Origin of the sequence: Phenylobacterium sp. (genome assembly GCF_036677185.1) — a bacterium.
Classification (GTDB): domain Bacteria; phylum Pseudomonadota; class Alphaproteobacteria; order Caulobacterales; family Caulobacteraceae; genus Phenylobacterium.
The window spans coordinates 220543-235347 of record NZ_JAKFEN010000013.1; the positions used below are offsets into that span (position 1 = coordinate 220543).

Annotated in this window: 16 protein-coding genes; 5 read left to right on the plus strand and 11 right to left on the minus strand. The window is 68.7% G+C overall.

Going from position 1 to position 14805, the window contains the following annotated elements:
- Positions 1-39 precede the first annotated feature (39 nt).
- The 4 genes from V6M51_RS04690 to V6M51_RS04705 form a co-directional block, all read right to left on the minus strand.
- The gene (locus V6M51_RS04690; RefSeq protein ID WP_332765064.1) at positions 40-2994 is read right to left on the minus strand and encodes a 2-oxoglutarate dehydrogenase E1 component; all 2955 of its coding nucleotides are present in this window, start codon (positions 2992-2994) and stop codon (positions 40-42) included.
- Between the two features lie 78 nt (positions 2995-3072).
- On the minus strand, positions 3073-3951 hold the full coding sequence (sucD, locus tag V6M51_RS04695; RefSeq protein WP_332765065.1) for a succinate--CoA ligase subunit alpha: 879 nt from the start codon (positions 3949-3951) through the stop codon (positions 3073-3075).
- The gene (gene sucC, locus V6M51_RS04700) at positions 3951-5150 is read right to left on the minus strand and encodes an ADP-forming succinate--CoA ligase subunit beta (protein ID WP_332765066.1); all 1200 of its coding nucleotides are present in this window, start codon (positions 5148-5150) and stop codon (positions 3951-3953) included. The genes sucD and sucC overlap by 1 nt, the downstream gene beginning before the upstream one ends.
- A 151-nt stretch (positions 5151-5301) precedes the next feature.
- Positions 5302-5802, minus strand: a complete 501-nt coding sequence (locus tag V6M51_RS04705; protein ID WP_332765067.1) for a DUF2306 domain-containing protein — start codon at positions 5800-5802, stop codon at positions 5302-5304.
- Between the two features lie 165 nt (positions 5803-5967).
- Here V6M51_RS04705 and V6M51_RS04710 point away from each other — a divergent pair, with 165 nt between their 5' ends.
- A complete protein-coding gene (locus V6M51_RS04710) occupies positions 5968-6741 on the plus strand; it encodes a LytTR family DNA-binding domain-containing protein (protein ID WP_332765068.1) in 774 nt (257 codons plus the stop codon).
- On the opposite strand, the gene V6M51_RS04715 is transcribed toward V6M51_RS04710, so the two are convergent.
- The gene (locus V6M51_RS04715) at positions 6742-7281 is read right to left on the minus strand and encodes a GNAT family N-acetyltransferase (RefSeq protein WP_332765306.1); all 540 of its coding nucleotides are present in this window, start codon (positions 7279-7281) and stop codon (positions 6742-6744) included.
- Positions 7282-7400: 119 nt separating this feature from the next.
- On the opposite strand from V6M51_RS04715, the gene V6M51_RS04720 reads away from it, so the two are divergent.
- On the plus strand, positions 7401-8126 hold the full coding sequence (locus V6M51_RS04720) for a lysozyme inhibitor LprI family protein (protein ID WP_332765069.1): 726 nt from the start codon (positions 7401-7403) through the stop codon (positions 8124-8126).
- A 38-nt stretch (positions 8127-8164) separates the two neighbouring features.
- Here V6M51_RS04720 and V6M51_RS04725 read toward each other — a convergent pair whose 3' ends face one another.
- Positions 8165-9151, minus strand: a complete 987-nt coding sequence (locus tag V6M51_RS04725) for a malate dehydrogenase (protein ID WP_442957837.1) — start codon at positions 9149-9151, stop codon at positions 8165-8167.
- Between the two features lie 131 nt (positions 9152-9282).
- On the opposite strand from V6M51_RS04725, the gene V6M51_RS04730 reads away from it, so the two are divergent.
- A complete protein-coding gene (locus V6M51_RS04730) occupies positions 9283-9690 on the plus strand; it encodes an HIT family protein (protein ID WP_332765071.1) in 408 nt (135 codons plus the stop codon).
- Here V6M51_RS04730 and V6M51_RS04735 read toward each other — a convergent pair.
- Both V6M51_RS04735 and V6M51_RS04740 read right to left on the minus strand, forming a co-directional pair.
- A complete protein-coding gene (locus tag V6M51_RS04735; protein ID WP_332765072.1) occupies positions 9687-10340 on the minus strand; it encodes a hypothetical protein in 654 nt (217 codons plus the stop codon). The two genes, V6M51_RS04730 and V6M51_RS04735, sit on opposite strands and share 4 nt — an antisense overlap.
- Before the next feature lie 10 nt (positions 10341-10350).
- Positions 10351-11202 (minus strand): HpcH/HpaI aldolase/citrate lyase family protein, encoded by an 852-nt coding sequence (locus tag V6M51_RS04740; RefSeq protein WP_332765074.1) that lies wholly within the window; start codon positions 11200-11202, stop codon positions 10351-10353.
- A gap of 58 nt (positions 11203-11260) precedes the next feature.
- On the opposite strand from V6M51_RS04740, the gene V6M51_RS04745 reads away from it, so the two are divergent.
- Complete coding sequence (locus tag V6M51_RS04745) at positions 11261-11644, plus strand: DUF2237 family protein (protein ID WP_332765076.1); 384 nt, start codon at positions 11261-11263, stop codon at positions 11642-11644.
- 158 nt (positions 11645-11802) lie between these two features.
- On the opposite strand, the gene thpR is transcribed toward V6M51_RS04745, so the two are convergent.
- The gene (thpR, locus tag V6M51_RS04750; protein WP_332765078.1) at positions 11803-12339 is read right to left on the minus strand and encodes an RNA 2',3'-cyclic phosphodiesterase; all 537 of its coding nucleotides are present in this window, start codon (positions 12337-12339) and stop codon (positions 11803-11805) included.
- 127 nt (positions 12340-12466) lie between these two features.
- On the opposite strand from thpR, the gene V6M51_RS04755 reads away from it, so the two are divergent.
- Positions 12467-13216, plus strand: coding sequence for a Bax inhibitor-1/YccA family protein (locus V6M51_RS04755; protein ID WP_332765080.1), 750 nt, complete (start codon positions 12467-12469; stop codon positions 13214-13216).
- A gap of 63 nt (positions 13217-13279) precedes the next feature.
- On the opposite strand, the gene V6M51_RS04760 is transcribed toward V6M51_RS04755, so the two are convergent.
- Both V6M51_RS04760 and V6M51_RS04765 read right to left on the minus strand, forming a co-directional pair.
- Entirely contained in the window at positions 13280-13612 is a 333-nt protein-coding gene (locus V6M51_RS04760; protein WP_332765310.1) for a DUF2794 domain-containing protein, read from the minus strand.
- A 353-nt stretch (positions 13613-13965) separates the two neighbouring features.
- Positions 13966-14646, minus strand: coding sequence for a DUF1223 domain-containing protein (locus V6M51_RS04765; protein ID WP_332765082.1), 681 nt, complete (start codon positions 14644-14646; stop codon positions 13966-13968).
- Between the last annotated feature and the right edge of the window lie 159 nt (positions 14647-14805).

A 14805-nucleotide genomic window follows, 5' to 3' on the forward strand; every position in this document is an offset into this window, starting at 1 on the left:
CTCTCTTAAGTCGTTTTGTTCTTTGGGGCCGCCGCGAGCCTAGGCGAGGGCTTCGGCGAGGAAGGACTGTAGCTCACGAAGGTGACGGCTCATCTGGCCGGCGGCGGTGGAGGCCGTCGCCGGGCGGCCGACATAGCGAGCCCGCTTGGCCTTGACCTTCAGGCGCTCGAGGGTGAGCTCCAGCCAGGGATCGACGAAGGTCCAGCCGCCCATGTTCTTGGGTTCTTCCTGGCACCAGACCAACTCGGCGTTGGGGAAGCGCGACAGCTCGGTCGACAGCGACTTCACCGGCCACGGATAGAACTGCTCCAACCGCATCAGATAGACGTCGTCGACGCCCTTCTCCTCGCGGGCCTCCAGCAGGTCATAATAGACCTTGCCCGAGCACAGCACGACGCGGCGGATCTTCTCCGGGGCGACCAGCACGGTGGCGGTGTTCTGGCCGCGCTCGGCGTCGTCGTGCAGGACCCGGTGGAACGACGAGCCCTCGGCCATGTCGCTCAGCTTGGAGACCGCCTTCTTGTGCCGCAGCAGCGACTTGGGCGTCATCACCACCAGCGGCTTGCGGAACTCGCGGCGCATCTGGCGGCGCAGGGCGTGGAAGTAGTTGGCCGGGGTCGTGCAGTTGACGACCTGGAGGTTGTCTTCCGCGCAGAGCTGCAGGAAGCGTTCGAGACGGGCGGAGGAGTGCTCCGGGCCCTGGCCCTCGTAGCCGTGCGGCAGTAGCAGGACCAGGCCGCTCATCCGCAGCCACTTGCGTTCGCCCGACGAGATGAACTGGTCAATGACCACCTGCGCGCCGTTGGCGAAGTCGCCGAACTGGGCCTCCCACATGGTCAAGGTCTTCGGGTCGGCCAGCGAGAAGCCGTATTCGAAGCCCAGCACCGCCTCTTCCGACAGCGGCGAGTCGATGATCTCGAAGTGGGCCTGGCCGGGGCGCAGATGCAGGAGCGGGGTGTAGTGCTCCTCCGTCGTCTGGTCGATGATGTCGGCGTGGCGTTGGGTGAAGGTGCCGCGCACGGTGTCCTGGCCGGTGAAGCGCACGGGGAAGCCGTCGTCCAGCAAGGTGGCGATGGCCAGGTGTTCGCCGGTCGCCCAGTCGATCCCCTCGCCCGTCTGGATGGCGGCGCGACGGTTCTCGATCACCCGACGGACGTTCTTGTGCACGTCCAGCCGCTCGGGAATGGCCGTGACCTGGCCTCCGAGATCCAGCAGCTTCTGCATCTTGACGCTGGTGTCGCCGCGGCGGTCGTCGCTGTCGGGCAGGGCCAGGCCCGACCAGGCGCCGTCCAGCCAGTCGGCCTTGTTGGCCTTGTAGGTCTTGCCGGCGTCGAACTCCTTGTCGAGGAAGTCGTCGAACTCGGCGATCCAGCCCGTGAGTTCGTCCTCGGTGATCACGCCCTGGCCGATCAGCTTGCGGCTATAGATCTCGCGGGTCGACGGGTGGTCCTTGATCTTGGCGTACATCAAGGGCGAGGTCATCGTCGGGTCGTCGCCCTCGTTGTGACCGAACCGCCGGTAGCAGAACATGTCGATGACCACGTCCTTGCCGAACTGCTGGCGGAACTCGGTGGCCACCTTGGCGGCGAAGGTGCAGGCCTCCGGATCGTCGCCGTTCACGTGGAAGATCGGCGCCTCGACCATCAGCGCCACGTCGGAGGGATAGGGTGAGGAGCGGGAATATTTCGGCGCGGTGGTGAAGCCGATCTGGTTGTTGACGATGAAGTGGATCGTGCCGCCGGTGCGGTAGCCCCGCACCCCCGACAGGGTGAAGCACTCGGCGATGACGCCCTGGCCCGCGAAGGCCGCATCGCCGTGCAGGAGCAACGGCAGGACGTGACCACGACCGGCGTCGGCGTTCTCGCGCAGGGCGAAGGCCTGCTTGGCGCGCGCCTTGCCCAGCACCACCGGGTTGACGATCTCCAGGTGGGACGGGTTGGCGGTCAGCGAAAGGTGGACGCTATTGCCGTCGAAGGCGCGGTCCGAGGACGCGCCCATGTGGTACTTCACGTCGCCCGAGCCCTCGACGTCCGAGGGCAGGGTCGAGCCGCCTTGGAACTCGTGGAAGATCACGTGGTAGGGCTTGGCCATCACCGCGGCCAGGACGTTCAGGCGGCCCCGGTGGGGCATGCCGATGACAATGTCGCGCACGCCCAGCGCGCCGCCGCGCTTGATGATCTGCTCCAGGGCCGGGACCATGGCCTCGCCGCCGTCCAGGCCGAACCGCTTGGTTCCGGGGAAGCGCTTGTGCAGGAAGCGCTCGAAGCCCTCGGCCTCGATTAGCTTCTTCAGGATGGCGACCTTGCCCTCCTTGGTGAACACGATCTCCTTGTCGCGCCCCTCGATGCGCTCCTGCAGCCAGGCCTTCTGGGCCGGGTCGGAGATGTGCATGTACTGCACGCCGACGTCGCTGCAGTAGGTTCGCTTCACGATCTGCAGGATTTCGCGGACCGTTCCGGTCTCGAGGCCCAGCACGAAGTCCAGGAAGATCGGCCGGTCGTAGTCGGCCTCCGAGAAGCCGTAGGTCGCCGGATCCAGCTCCGAGGCGTCGCCCTCGGGAATGGCGATGCCCAGCGGGTCGAGATTGGCCCGCAGGTGGCCGCGCATGCGATAGGCGCGGATCATCATGATGGCGCGCAGGGAATCCAGGGTCGCGGCGCGGACCGATTCCGGCGAAGCGGCGGGCGGGGCCCGTTCGGCGATCTTCGCGCCGACCTTGGCCTCGATGGCGGGCCACATGCCGTCGAGCGCCGACAGCCAGTCGGGTCGCGCGGCGGGGGCGCCGGCCTTGGTCCAGGATCGGTCGCCGGCGGCGGCCTTCACCTCGTCGGCGCGGTCGTGCAGGGAGGCGAAGAAGACGCGCCAGGAGCCGTCGACCGAATTGGGGTCGGCCGCCCACCGCGCGTAGAGATCCTCCACGAAGGCGGCGTTGCCGCCGTAGAGGAATGAGGTCTCGGCGAGCACCTCGTTGATCAGACCTGCGTCGTCCGCCATTTCGTCCGTTTCCCGGGGGGTCGCCCACGGACTTCGGAAGAAGGAGCCGAGCGCGGACCGCCCATACTTAATTAGCCGTCAGGCGCTTTTCAGCACCTCGAGGAGGGTCTCGCCCAGTTTCGCCGGCGAAGGCGACACGCGGATGCCCGCAGCCTCCATCGCCGCGATCTTGTCCTCGGCGCCGCCTTTGCCGCCGGAGATGATCGCCCCCGCGTGTCCCATGCGCCGACCGGGCGGCGCGGTGCGACCCGCGATGAAGCCGACCATAGGCTTCTTGGTTGCTGAATTCTTGATGAACTCCGCCGCATCTTCCTCGGCCGAACCGCCGATCTCGCCGATCATGATGATCGACTCGGTCTCAGGGTCCTTCAGGAACATGTCGAGGATGTCGATGAATTCGGTGCCTTTGACCGGATCGCCGCCAATTCCGACAGCGGTTGTCTGTCCAAGACCCACCTGGGTGGTCTGGAACACCGCTTCATAGGTGAGCGTGCCGGAGCGCGAGACCACGCCGACCGAGCCCTTGCGGAAGATGTTGCCCGGCATGATGCCGATCTTGCAGGCTTCCGGCGTCAGGACGCCGGGGCAGTTCGGGCCGATCAGGCGGGACTTGGAGCCCGACAGGGCGCGCTTCACCTTGATCATGTCGGCCACCGGGATGCCCTCGGTGATGCAGATGATCAGCGGGATTTCGGCGTCGATGGCTTCCAGGATCGAGTCGGCGGCGAACGGCGGCGGGACATAGATCACGCTGGCGTCGGCGCCGGTCTGCTGGGCCGCCTCATGGACAGTGTCGAACACCGGCAGGCCGATGTGGGTGGTCCCGCCCTTACCGGGGGTGACGCCGCCGACCATCTTGGTGCCGTAGGCGACGGCCTGTTCCGAGTGGAACGTGCCCTGGGCGCCGGTGATGCCCTGGCAGATGACCCGGGTTTCCTTACCGATCAGGATGGACATTACGCACGCTCCCGGACGGCTTTGACGATCTTCTCGGCGCCGTCGCTGAGATCGTTGGCGGCGATCACGTCGAGGCCGCTCTCATTGATGATCTTCTTGCCCAGCTCGGCGTTGGTGCCCTCGAGGCGCACCACCAGAGGCACGCTGAGGCCGACCTGCTTGACCGCGTTGACCACGCCGTTCGCCAGGATGTCGCAGCGGGCGATGCCGCCGAAGATGTTGACCAGGATGCCCTTCACGTTCGGGTCGGCCATGATGATCTTGAAGGCCGCCGTCACCTTCGGCTCGTCGGCGCCGCCGCCCACGTCCAGGAAGTTGGCGGGCTCGGCGCCGTAGAGCTTGATGATGTCCATGGTCGCCATGGCCAGGCCCGCGCCGTTGACCATGCAGCCGATCTCGCCGTCCAGGGCGATATAGGAGAGGTCGAACTTGGCGGCCTCGATCTCCTTGGGATCCTCTTCGCTCTCGTCGCGCAGGGCGACGATGTCGGGGTGCCGGAAGAGCGCGTTGGAGTCGAAGCTGACCTTGGCGTCCAGGACCTTCAGGTGATCGTCGCCGGTGACGATCAGCGGATTGATCTCCAGCATGCTCATGTCCTTGGCCAGGAACGCGGCATAGAGCTGGCCAAGCAGGGTCGCGGCTTCCTTGGCGAGCCCGCCGGAGATGCCCAACGCCTTGGACAGGGTCCGCGCATGGTGCGGGAAGACGCCGGTGGCCGGATCGATGGAGAAGGTCACGATCTTCTCGGGGGTCGAATGGGCGACCTCCTCGATGTCCATGCCGCCTTCGGTGGAGGCCACGACCGAGACCCGGCTCGTTTCGCGGTCGACCAGCAGCGACAGGTAGAATTCCTTGGCGATATCGGCGCCTTCCTCGATGTAGAGGCGGTTCACCTGCTTGCCCTTGGGACCCGTCTGATGGGTCACCAGAACCCGGCCCAGCATCTCCTCGGCGTTGGCGCGGACGTCATCGGCGGACTTGACCACCCGAACCCCGCCCTTGGCGTCGGGGCCCAGGCCCTCGAACCGCCCCTTGCCGCGACCGCCGGCGTGGATCTGGGACTTCACGACGAAGACCGACCCTCCGAGGTTCTTCGCGGCCCTGTAGGCCTCTTCGGCCGAGAAGGCGGCGTAGCCGCGTGGGACCGCCACGCCGAACTCGGAGAGGACGGACTTGGCTTGATGCTCGTGGATGTTCATGAGGTCGCGAAACGCGTTGTCTGCAGCCCGCCCGGTGCGGCGAGTGGCCGGGGTTATAGGCGCCGCACCCCCCTGTGGCAACCGCGCCACGGGAAGAAAAAGCCGCATTGCAGCAAAGATTTGGCGAGCCCCTCCGTCAGTTCCATTTTCATCATCGGGCGAAAAACACAGCCCATAGAATCCGCCCCGGCAGGAAGGCCAGGCCGCCCGCCAGGAACATGCCGCCGACATACATTCCAATCATCGCGCCACGGTGGGCGCGGACCTTGTGGCGCCGCGCCGCGTAGAGCGCCGCCGGCAAGGCGATGATCACCCAGCCGGAGATGGCGTGGATGAAGCTGAGGCCGCCGGGATTGAGCTCGCGGATGAACAGCGAGCTCACCGCCGTGATCGCCATGGTCGCCGCCCAGGTCCAGCCGAGGGTGCGATGCGGCAGGGTTCCCTTGGGCCCCAGCAGCAACACGGCGCCGATCAGGAAGGTGGTGATCGCCGCCGTCAGGTGGATCTGGATCTGGGCAGAGGCCGCCGCGATGGGCGCGAAATCGGGCGCCCGCAGGCTGGAGGCCGCGGCGGCGAGGCCGGCGCCGACGGCGAGGGCGAGGCTGACGGCCAAGGCGTGGCGGCTGGCGGCAGGTCTGGTGGGGTTGGCCATGGACAGGCTCCGGACTGAGGCGACGCCCCTTCCTGCCGCCCTGCCTGTCGCCGTGCAGCAGCCTCTGCACGAGTCGCCGCGCCGGCTGCGCGAACGGCCAGGGTCGCCGCTCGCGCTTCGTCGACCGTCTTCTCACGGGGCCCCAATCATGATCTCAACAGGCCCATGGCGGAGGCGCGAAACCTGAAGACCTTTAGCTGGGGGCCGTATGGCGACCGGGCCGGCTTCCTGCGCAGCCTGCTGGTGGCGGTCATCGCCGGAGGGTTCCTCGCCTTTTCAGGCGCGTTCGGCATGGACGACATGACTCTCGCCCGGCGCCTCGCTTACTGGATCCCGCTGATGGCGGCCGGCACCCTGTGGGGTTCGCTCGCCGCCCGCCTGGTGTTCGGCGCCGATCCGGACGGGTCGCGGATGATCGCGCGCATCCTGGCGGCCGGACTGCTGATCGGAATTCCGTTCACCGGCGTCGTCTGGATCACCAACAACCTGTTCATGGGCTCCCAGATCGGACCTCGGCAGGCCCTGTCGCTCTGCGTCACAGTCACCGTCGTCTCGGTGGTCATGGTGGCCATCAACGCCCTGGTCGCCCGGGGCGACCGGCGGGCCGCCGTCCAGCCGCCCGCGCCGCCGCGCTTCCTGGAGCGCCTGCCGCTGAAGCTGCGCGGCGCCGAGGTCTGGGCGGTGGAGTCGGAGGACCACTACCTGCGACTCCACACTTCCAAGGGTCAGGACCTGATCCTGCTGCGGCTGGCCGACGCGGTCGCCGAGCTGGAGGGGATCGAGGGAACCCAGGTCCACCGTTCCTGGTGGGTGGCCCGCGACGCCATCGCCGACGCCAGGCGCGGCGATGGACGGGCGACCTTGACGCTCAAGGACGGGTCCGAGGTTCCGGTCAGCCGGACCTATGCGAAGATCATCCGCGAGAAAGGCTGGATCTGATCAGCGCCGCCGGGCCCGCCACTGCTCGCGGGTCTGGCCCCAGACGTCGACGCTGTCGTTCAGGGGCGGCGGCAGGACCGCGTGGCGCAGGATCGAGGACCCCAGCCGCCGGGCCACGTTCTGGGAGTTTGTATTGCCGGGGTCGATGCAGTGGATCACCTCGGTCCAGCCCAGATGGTCGAAGGCCCAGTCGATCGCCGCCGTGGCGCCCTCCGGCGCATAACCCTTGCCCCAGTGTTCGCGAGCGATGCCCCAGCCGACCTCGGTGCCGGGCCAACCCTCGGGCGACCAGGGGCCGAGCCGGCCGACCCAGTCGCCGCTGGCCTTCTCCACCACCGAGAACATGCTGAAACCGGCCACGGTCCAGGCTCCGGTCATGGCGCACATGCCGCGCCAGGCGACGGGGCGGGGCTGGGCCCCGCCCAGGAACCGGCCGGCCTCCTCGTCCGCGACGAAGTCCGCCCAAGGCTCGAAGTCCGCCGCTATGGGCGGGCGCAGGATCAGTCGTTCGGTCTCGAGGGTGGGGCCCAGGCTCACGATGACGCTCTCCGGTTCGGATCCCCTCGGCGAGTACCCGCGATGCGCGCGCGCGGCAACCGGTTCAGCCGCCATTCAGCCGGCTGGTGCGTTCTGGAGACGAGCAAGTTGGACACCGCCACATGACCTACGATCCCTGGGAAGACCCGCCGCTGACGATGGCGCGGGAAGAGCCGCCCGCGCCGCCGCCCGGGCCCGCCCCGCGCCGGCTCAATCGCAACGCCGTGATCGGCGGCGTGGCCGTCGCCTGCGTGCTGGGCCTGGGGCTGGGCCTCGCCGCTAGGCCCGACCTGATCGGGCGCGGGCCGAAGCCCGCCCCGATGGAGCCGCGACCCGCGACGGCTGATGGCCAGATCGAGGTGGTGATGGCCGATCCCCCGCCCCCGCCGCCCGTCGTCGAGCGCCCGCCGCTGGAGACCATGTCGCCGGAACTGATCCAGGCCGCCCCCAAGGCCGCGCCGGCGCCGCCGAGACTGGCGCCCGAGCCGGACCCGGAGCCGGAAGCCGTCCCCGACGCCCTGCAGTCGGCGATCGACGCCAGCGTCCGCGCGCCCGACCCCGTCGGCGTCGCGCGGCCCAGCTTCGACTGCGGCCGGGCGAACTCGCTGGCCGAGGAGATGGTCTGCGCCGATCCCGCCCTGGCGGCCGCCGATCGGCGCCTGTCGCGCGCCTTCCGGCGGGCGCTGCGGGCCGGCGCGCGCCATGACGAATTGCGCGGCGAGCAGGACGACTGGCTGGATATCCGCGAGGACGCCGCCCGGCGCTCGCCCCGAGCCCTGGCGGCTGTCTACGACCAGCGGATCGAGGAGCTGAACGCCATCGCCGACGAGGCCGAGCGGCGCTGGTAGGACGACGGCCCGCGAGCCGCCGTCCTATGGCCTAGGCCCTAGCCCAGCATGTCCTTGACGGTGTCGCGCTCACCGACCAGTTCGTCGTTGGTCAGCGCGATCTTGCTCTTGGCGAAATCGTCCATCTCATAGGTGGTGATGACGTCGTAGCCCGTGGCGGTGGTCTTCACCGGCATGCCGGCCCAGACGCCATCGGCGAAGCCGTAGCGGCCCTGGCTCTCGACGGCGACGGAGTGGATCGCGCCGACGGTGGTCAGATCACGGACATGGTCGACCAGGGCGTTGGCCGCCGAGGCCGCCGAGGACAGGCCGCGGGCCTCGATGATCGCCGCGCCGCGCTTGCCGACGGCGGGCAGGTAGTCGTTCTTCAGCCAGGCCTCGTCGCCGATGACTTCGGCGGCCGGCTTGCCGCTGATCTTGGCGTGGGTGAAGTCGGCGAACATGGTCGGGCTGTGGTTGCCGTAGATGAACAGGTCGCTGACCTCGGTGATCGCCACGCCGGCCTTCTTGGCCAGCTGGGCGCGGCCGCGGTTCTGGTCCAGCCGCACCATGGCGGTGAAACGGTCCTTCGGCAGGCGCTTGGCCTGGCTCGCGGCGATCATGATGTTGGTGTTGCAGGGGTTGCCCACCACCGCGACGCGGGCGTCGTCGGCGGCCACGGCGTCGATGGCCTGGCCCTGGGCGATGAAGATCTTGCCGTTGTCCTTCAAGAGGTCGGCGCGCTCCATGCCCGGGCCGCGCGGCTTGGAGCCGACCAGTAGCGCCCAGTTCACATCCTTGAAGGCGACATTGGCGTCGCCGGTCAGCACCATGTCCTGCAGCAGCGGGAAGGCGCAGTCCTCCAGCTCCATGGCCACGCCCTTCAGCGCCTTCTGCGGGCCTTCGACCGGGATTTCCAGAAGTTGCAGGATCAGCGGCTGGTCCTTGCCGAACATCTCGCCCGAGGCGATGCGGAAGAGGAGGGCGTAACCGATGTTGCCGGCGGCGCCCGTGACCGCGACGCGGATCGGCTTCTTCATGGTCATGGAACTGTCCCGTGGTTGCAGTGCGAAAATTCGCGGGCGGTCTAGCCCCCATGGGCCCCTGCGGCAAGGCCAAGTGACAGGCGCGGAGCCTGCGGCTACCAACGGTTGGCAGGTCACACGGGGAAGCGGCGATGTTTCAGGCGGATCCGGCGTTCCTCGCCACATCGCACCAACTAGGCGACCTTGTGCTGAGCCACGCCCGGCTGCAGGACGACGTCCGGTATCCCTGGATCGTGCTGATCCCGCGCGTCGCGAGCGCCCGCGAGTTGGAAGACCTGTCCCGAGAGGATCTGGCGATCCTCACCGACGAGATCCTCGCCGCCGGCCGGGCCGTCCGCGTCCTGGGCGTAGCGGTCGACAAGCTGAATGTCGGCGCGCTCGGCAATGTCACGCCCCAGCTCCATGTACATGTGGTGGGCCGCCGGGTCGGCGACCCAGCCTGGCCCGGTCCGGTCTGGGGCCATAGCCCCGCCGAGCCCTACCCCGCCGACGCCCTGGCGCGGGCCCTGGCGGCGGCCAAGGCGGCGCTCGGTCTCTAGTCGCGGCGCAGGACCACAGCCCGGCGCTCGCCGCCCTCCTCCAGCCGCCCGGTCCAGGACCCGTCGGCGGCGGCGTTGAGGACCAGGGTGGCTGCGCCCGCGCCGGGGCGCGGGTGGAAGGTGACGATCAGCTCGCCGCCGATGCGTTGGACGGTGCTGAGGAAGCCCGACGAATCGGTGGACCCGCGCCGGCGCGGGTCGCGCCAGGCCCCTTCCGGCGGCGTCAGGCCGCTGTCGACCATCTGTAGGCTGTAGAGCGCCGTCCCCTCCCCCTCGCGCAGGGTCCAGGCGCCGTCCAGCGGCCCCTGCAGACCTTGGGCCGAGGCGGAAGAGGACCGCAGCCGCGCCTCATAGCTCAGCTCGACGGGGCTCGGCGCCGCCTCGGGCGACCGGCCGGTATCGTCGACAAAGGTCGGGGCGGTGAGCTCCGGCTGAGCCAGAGGCGGGATGTAGGCCGGGGGCGGCGTGGGTTCTGGGGCAAGCGGCGGCTCGGCCGCCAGCGCGTCGGCGGTCTCGGGATCGGCGGCCTGCGCCTGGGCGGGCGGCGGCTGGTCCAGCAGGGCCGCGATGGGATCAGCCTCCTGGGCGGCGGCGGGCGCGGCCACGGAGAACGCCAGGGCGATCTGCAGGAGCGGGGTTCTCAGTCTCAAGGCCGACATCTCACGCCGCGGCGATGGCGTCCGCGACGGCGATCAGACGCCGCGCCTCGTCCAGATGCAACAGCTCCACCATGCGTCCCTCGACCCGGATCACCCCCTTGGCGGCATTTTCCGGCAGATCGAAGGCCGCCACGATGGTCCGTGACCAGGCGACCTCGTCGGGGGTTGGACTGAAGGCCAGATTGGCGGCCTCGATCTGGCGCGGATGGATCAGGGTCTTGCCGTCGAAGCCGAAGGCCGCCCCCTGGTCGCACTGGGCGGCCAGGCCGGCGTCGTCCTCGATGCCGTTGAACACCCCGTCGAGGACGGCCAGCCCGTGGGCGCGTCCCGCCGCGACCATCAGCGATAACGGAGCGGCGAGCGGCGCGCGCGCCACATCCAGCCGGCAGCGCATCTCCTTGGCCAGGTCGTTGGTCCCCGCCACCAGGGTCGAAAGCCGACCACCCGCCCCGGCGACCTGCGGCAGGGCGAAGATCGCCGCGCAGGTCTCGATCATCACCCAGAGCCGGGTGTCGCCCGAGAGCCCGGCGCCATAGGCCGCCACGTCAGCCGCCGAGGACACCTTGGGGGCCAGGATCGCGTCCGGGCCCGCCGCTCCGGCCGCCGCCAGGTCCGCCGCGCCCCATGGCGTGTCCAGCCCGTTGATCCGGATGACCACCTCGCGCCGGCCGAAGCCGCCGGCCTTCACCGCCTCGACCGCCTGGGTCCGCGCCAGGTCCTTGGCGTCGGGGGCGACGGCGTCCTCCAGGTCCAGGATCACCACGTCGCACGGCAGGTCGCGCGCCTTTTCGACGGCGCGCGCATTGGCGGCGGGCATGTAGAGGGCGCTGCGGCGCGGGCGGGGCAAGCTCAAGCGTCCGGCTCCATGGTTCCGATGGCGAACCCCCCTTCTTAGGAGCTAGGATGGGTCCATGACCATCCGCTACGACGACGGGGCCAAGAACGTGCTGGGCGGCGAACTCGTCCCCTGCTCGCTCGACCCGGTGACGGGCTTCTTCCGCAACGGCTGCTGCGAGACCGGACCGCACGACACGGGCATGCACACCGTCTGCGCGGTGATGACCGCCGAGTTCCTGGCCTTCTCCAAGAGCATGGGCAACGACCTCTCCACCCCCATGCCGGACTACGCCTTCGCGGGGCTGAAGCCGGGCGACCGCTGGTGCCTCTGCGCCCCGCGCTGGAAGGAAGCCCTGGACGCCGGCATGGCCCCCCAGCTGATCCTCGAGGCCACCCACGAGGAGACCCTGGCCATCGTCCCGCTCGGCGTCCTCAAGGACCACGCGGTCGACGCCTAGGCTCCTAGATCCTCCCCCAGCGCGCAGCGCGGTTTGGGGGAGGTGGCGCGTCGCCCTCTTCGGCGACGTGACGGAGGGGTTGAAGCCCACAGAGTCAAAGTCCCCCTCACCCGGCCATTCGGCCGGGAGCTCCCCCAGAGGGGGAGCATTTAGAAGCCTCAAACCAGCGGATATTCCCGCTCCAGCCGGTAGCGGGAGCCCTCGGCGGTGCGCCAGCTTGAATAGAGCCCGAAGCTGGTCGCCCGGAACGGCGGCGACTTGAGGAGGTTGTTCCCGGCAAGCCAGGCGGCGACCTCGTCCGGATTGGGCCGGCGCAGATAGGCCAGGGTCACGTGCGGCTTGTAGACCCTCGTGTCCGGCTTCAGCCTCGCCCGCCGCGCGGCGGTCTCGCAGCGCCGGGCCAGCTGGCGCAGGTCGGGGTCCTCGACGACGCCGGCCCAGACCGCGTGGATCTCGTGGCCCTCGCCGAACGCACCCACCCCTTCCAGCTCCAGGTTCAGCGGCGCGCCGGTCACCATGGCGAGCTCCGCGTCCAGGTCGGCGGCGACGTTCTCGGCCACGTCGCCGAAGAAGCGCAGGGTGATGTGGAAGGCCTCCATGGGCCGCCAGCGGGCGTCGGGCAGGCCGTCCTGGCGCGAGACCAGGCCCGCGCCGATTTCGGACGGTATGGCGATGGCGGCGAACAGGCGGATCATCGTCCTCTACCTAGGATGCGAAACGGCTGACGCAAACGTAATCCGGCCTCCCTTGCGCCGAACAGCCCGGACCCCGATATTCGGGGGTGCGCCCACTCGGGGCGTTTCGAAAAGGGCTTTGTCTCTGATGAGCGACTTCAACCGCGGCTATGCGCGCACGGTCCCCGCAGATCGCGCCGACATGTCGGTGGACGCGGGTCTGCGCAGCTTCATGCTCGGCGTCTACAACAAGGTGGCGCTGGGGCTTCTCGTTTCGGCCGGACTGGCCTTCCTGACCGGCAGCTTCCCGCCGGTGCGGGACCTGATGTTCTCGACCTCGCCCACGGGCCGCATCGGCTACACCCTGCTGGGCATGGTGGTGGCGTTCTCGCCGCTGGCGGTGATGCTGTTCGGCATGTTCGCCATGAAGAACGCGACGCCGCGGTCTTCCGGCATCTTCTACTGGACCATCGTCAGCCTGATCGGCGCGGGTCTCGGCGTGCTGAGCCTGATCTATACGGGCACGTCGATCTTCTCGACCTTCCTGATCACCTCGGCGGCCTTCGGCGGCCTGTCGCTGTTCGGCTACACCACCAAGAAGGACCTGACCGGCTTCGGCAGCTTCCTGATCGTCGGCCTGATCGGCCTGGTGATCGCCATGGTGGTCAACATGTTCCTGCAAAGCGGCGCGATGGCCTTCATCATCAGCGTCATCGGCGTGCTGATCTTCGCGGGCCTGATCGCCTATGACACCCAGCGCCTGAAGATGAGCTATTATGAGATGGGCGGGAACGAGGCCGCCATGGGCGTGGCCACCAACTACGGCGCGCTCAGCCTCTACCTGAACTTCATCAACCTCTTCCAGTTCCTGCTCAGCATCTTCGGCGACCGCCGATAGATCTGATCCAGAACCTGAGATCTCGAAGCCCCGGCGGGAAACCGCCGGGGTTTTTTGTTGGGCTTAGTCCACCACCTTGAAGCGGCCCTTGTCGAAGAACCGCAGCACCTGGTCCAGCTCGTGGCCGCGGCGCAGGATCAGGCCGCCCTGGCCGATGATCGCCCAGGCGCCCTGGCGTCGCGCCAGCGAGGGCCGCTTCTCGATGCGGTAGACCGGCGCCTCCGAGGCCCGGTGGAAGATCGAGAAGATGCAGGCGTCCGTCGTGGCGCCGACGCCGTAGTCGCGCCACTCGCCGGCGGCGACCATTCGACCATAGAGCGAGAGGATGCGCCCCAATTCGTGGCGGTCGAAAAAGACCTGCGCGCGGGAGGTCTGGTGGGACGGATCGAAGACCATCGCCGTGAAGGGTAACCCCAAATCGCTCCGGTCGACAATCCAGGCGAAGCGTGGCCACGGAGACACGCCCTCCGACCAATCTAAAACAACCGTAACCTCCCGCCTTGGAATGACCTTATTTCGGTCTCCCGCCCGCCTGATCCACTACCGATAGTCCTAATCGTCGGTTGGTCGGAACCTGCTGGTCCCGGATCCTGAACAGCCCCCCCAGCCCCCCTGGATCGTGGGCTTCGATCAGCCGACGCTTTATCCTCCAGACCCCTCCAGTCTGGACCACATGAGACAAAGGCCCGCGCGGGATGCCCCCCACCTGCGCGGGCCTCCTCATGTCCGGGTCTTGGACTACGCCAGGGTCAGGGCGTCCGCTGGGCCGCGGCTAGGATGCGCCCGCCGTCGGGGCCCTGGACCAGGACCGCCGTGGCCAGGCCGTCCTCGGTCGGCGGCGGCAGGCGATAGGCGGTGGGCCGGCCGCGCCAGCTTCCTAGCCGTCTGATCTCGCGCACCACGTTCCTGTGGGCCACGGTCTGGCCGCGGTTGTCGCCCTTCTTGACCACCACGTCCTGCGCGCGCGGATCGTAGCGGACCAACCAGACCTCGGCCCCGCCACGCGGGACCGGGCCGGAGCCCACGTCCACCCGGCGCAGGCCGATGAAGGCCATGTCGGGCGCGCGGCGCGAATCGTTGGCGGCGGTGGCCAGCAGCTTGTCGACCTTATCGGTCTGCAGACCCCCCGCCTGAGCGTGGCCGTCGACCACCACCTGGGGCGTGTAGGGCTCGCGCAGGGAGAGCCGGGTCACATAGGCCCGCTGGCGGTCGGCGAACTCCGGCTTGGCGAAGGTGTCGGACCAGCCGAGATAGTCCCAGTAGTCGACCGGGAAGGTCAGGGCGAGCACGCCGGGCTTCTCGGCCAGCTTGCCGACATAGCTGTTGGCTTCGCCACAAGAGGCGCAGCCCTGGGCGGTGAAGAGCTCGATGACCACGGGCGGCTTGGCCGCCGCGGCCAAGCCAGGGGTCGCGATGAGGGTCAGGCACAAAAGCGCGGCTTTACGCATCGTGGCGCAATAAAGCGGACTTCCCCGGAGAATTGGGTTCAACAAGGTGTGACCGCCTCTTTTCCCTCCCTTTCATGGGGAGGGACAGATCGCCCCCGGGTCCGACCAGCGGTCGGCCCGAGGATGAACTTCACGATCAGG

Bases quoted from the DNA above. Each gene is read 5' to 3' on its own strand.
- V6M51_RS04730 (WP_332765071.1), top strand. From the start codon at position 9,283: ATGTTTCAGGCGGATCCGGCGTTCCTCGCCACATCGCACCAACTAGGC.
- V6M51_RS04690 (WP_332765064.1), bottom strand. From the start codon at position 2,994: ATGGCGGACGACGCAGGTCTGATCAACGAGGTGCTCGCCGAGACCTCA.
- V6M51_RS04705 (WP_332765067.1), bottom strand. From the start codon at position 5,802: ATGGCCAACCCCACCAGACCTGCCGCCAGCCGCCACGCCTTGGCCGTC.
- sucD (WP_332765065.1), bottom strand. From the start codon at position 3,951: ATGTCCATCCTGATCGGTAAGGAAACCCGGGTCATCTGCCAGGGCATC.
- thpR (WP_332765078.1), bottom strand. From the start codon at position 12,339: ATGATCCGCCTGTTCGCCGCCATCGCCATACCGTCCGAAATCGGCGCG.
- V6M51_RS04710 (WP_332765068.1), top strand. From the start codon at position 5,968: ATGGCGGAGGCGCGAAACCTGAAGACCTTTAGCTGGGGGCCGTATGGC.
- V6M51_RS04755 (WP_332765080.1), top strand. From the start codon at position 12,467: ATGAGCGACTTCAACCGCGGCTATGCGCGCACGGTCCCCGCAGATCGC.
- V6M51_RS04720 (WP_332765069.1), top strand. From the start codon at position 7,401: ATGACCTACGATCCCTGGGAAGACCCGCCGCTGACGATGGCGCGGGAA.
- sucC (WP_332765066.1), bottom strand. From the start codon at position 5,150: ATGAACATCCACGAGCATCAAGCCAAGTCCGTCCTCTCCGAGTTCGGC.
- V6M51_RS04760 (WP_332765310.1), bottom strand. From the start codon at position 13,612: ATGGTCTTCGATCCGTCCCACCAGACCTCCCGCGCGCAGGTCTTTTTC.
- V6M51_RS04725 (WP_442957837.1), bottom strand. From the start codon at position 9,151: ATGACCATGAAGAAGCCGATCCGCGTCGCGGTCACGGGCGCCGCCGGC.
- V6M51_RS04745 (WP_332765076.1), top strand. From the start codon at position 11,261: ATGACCATCCGCTACGACGACGGGGCCAAGAACGTGCTGGGCGGCGAA.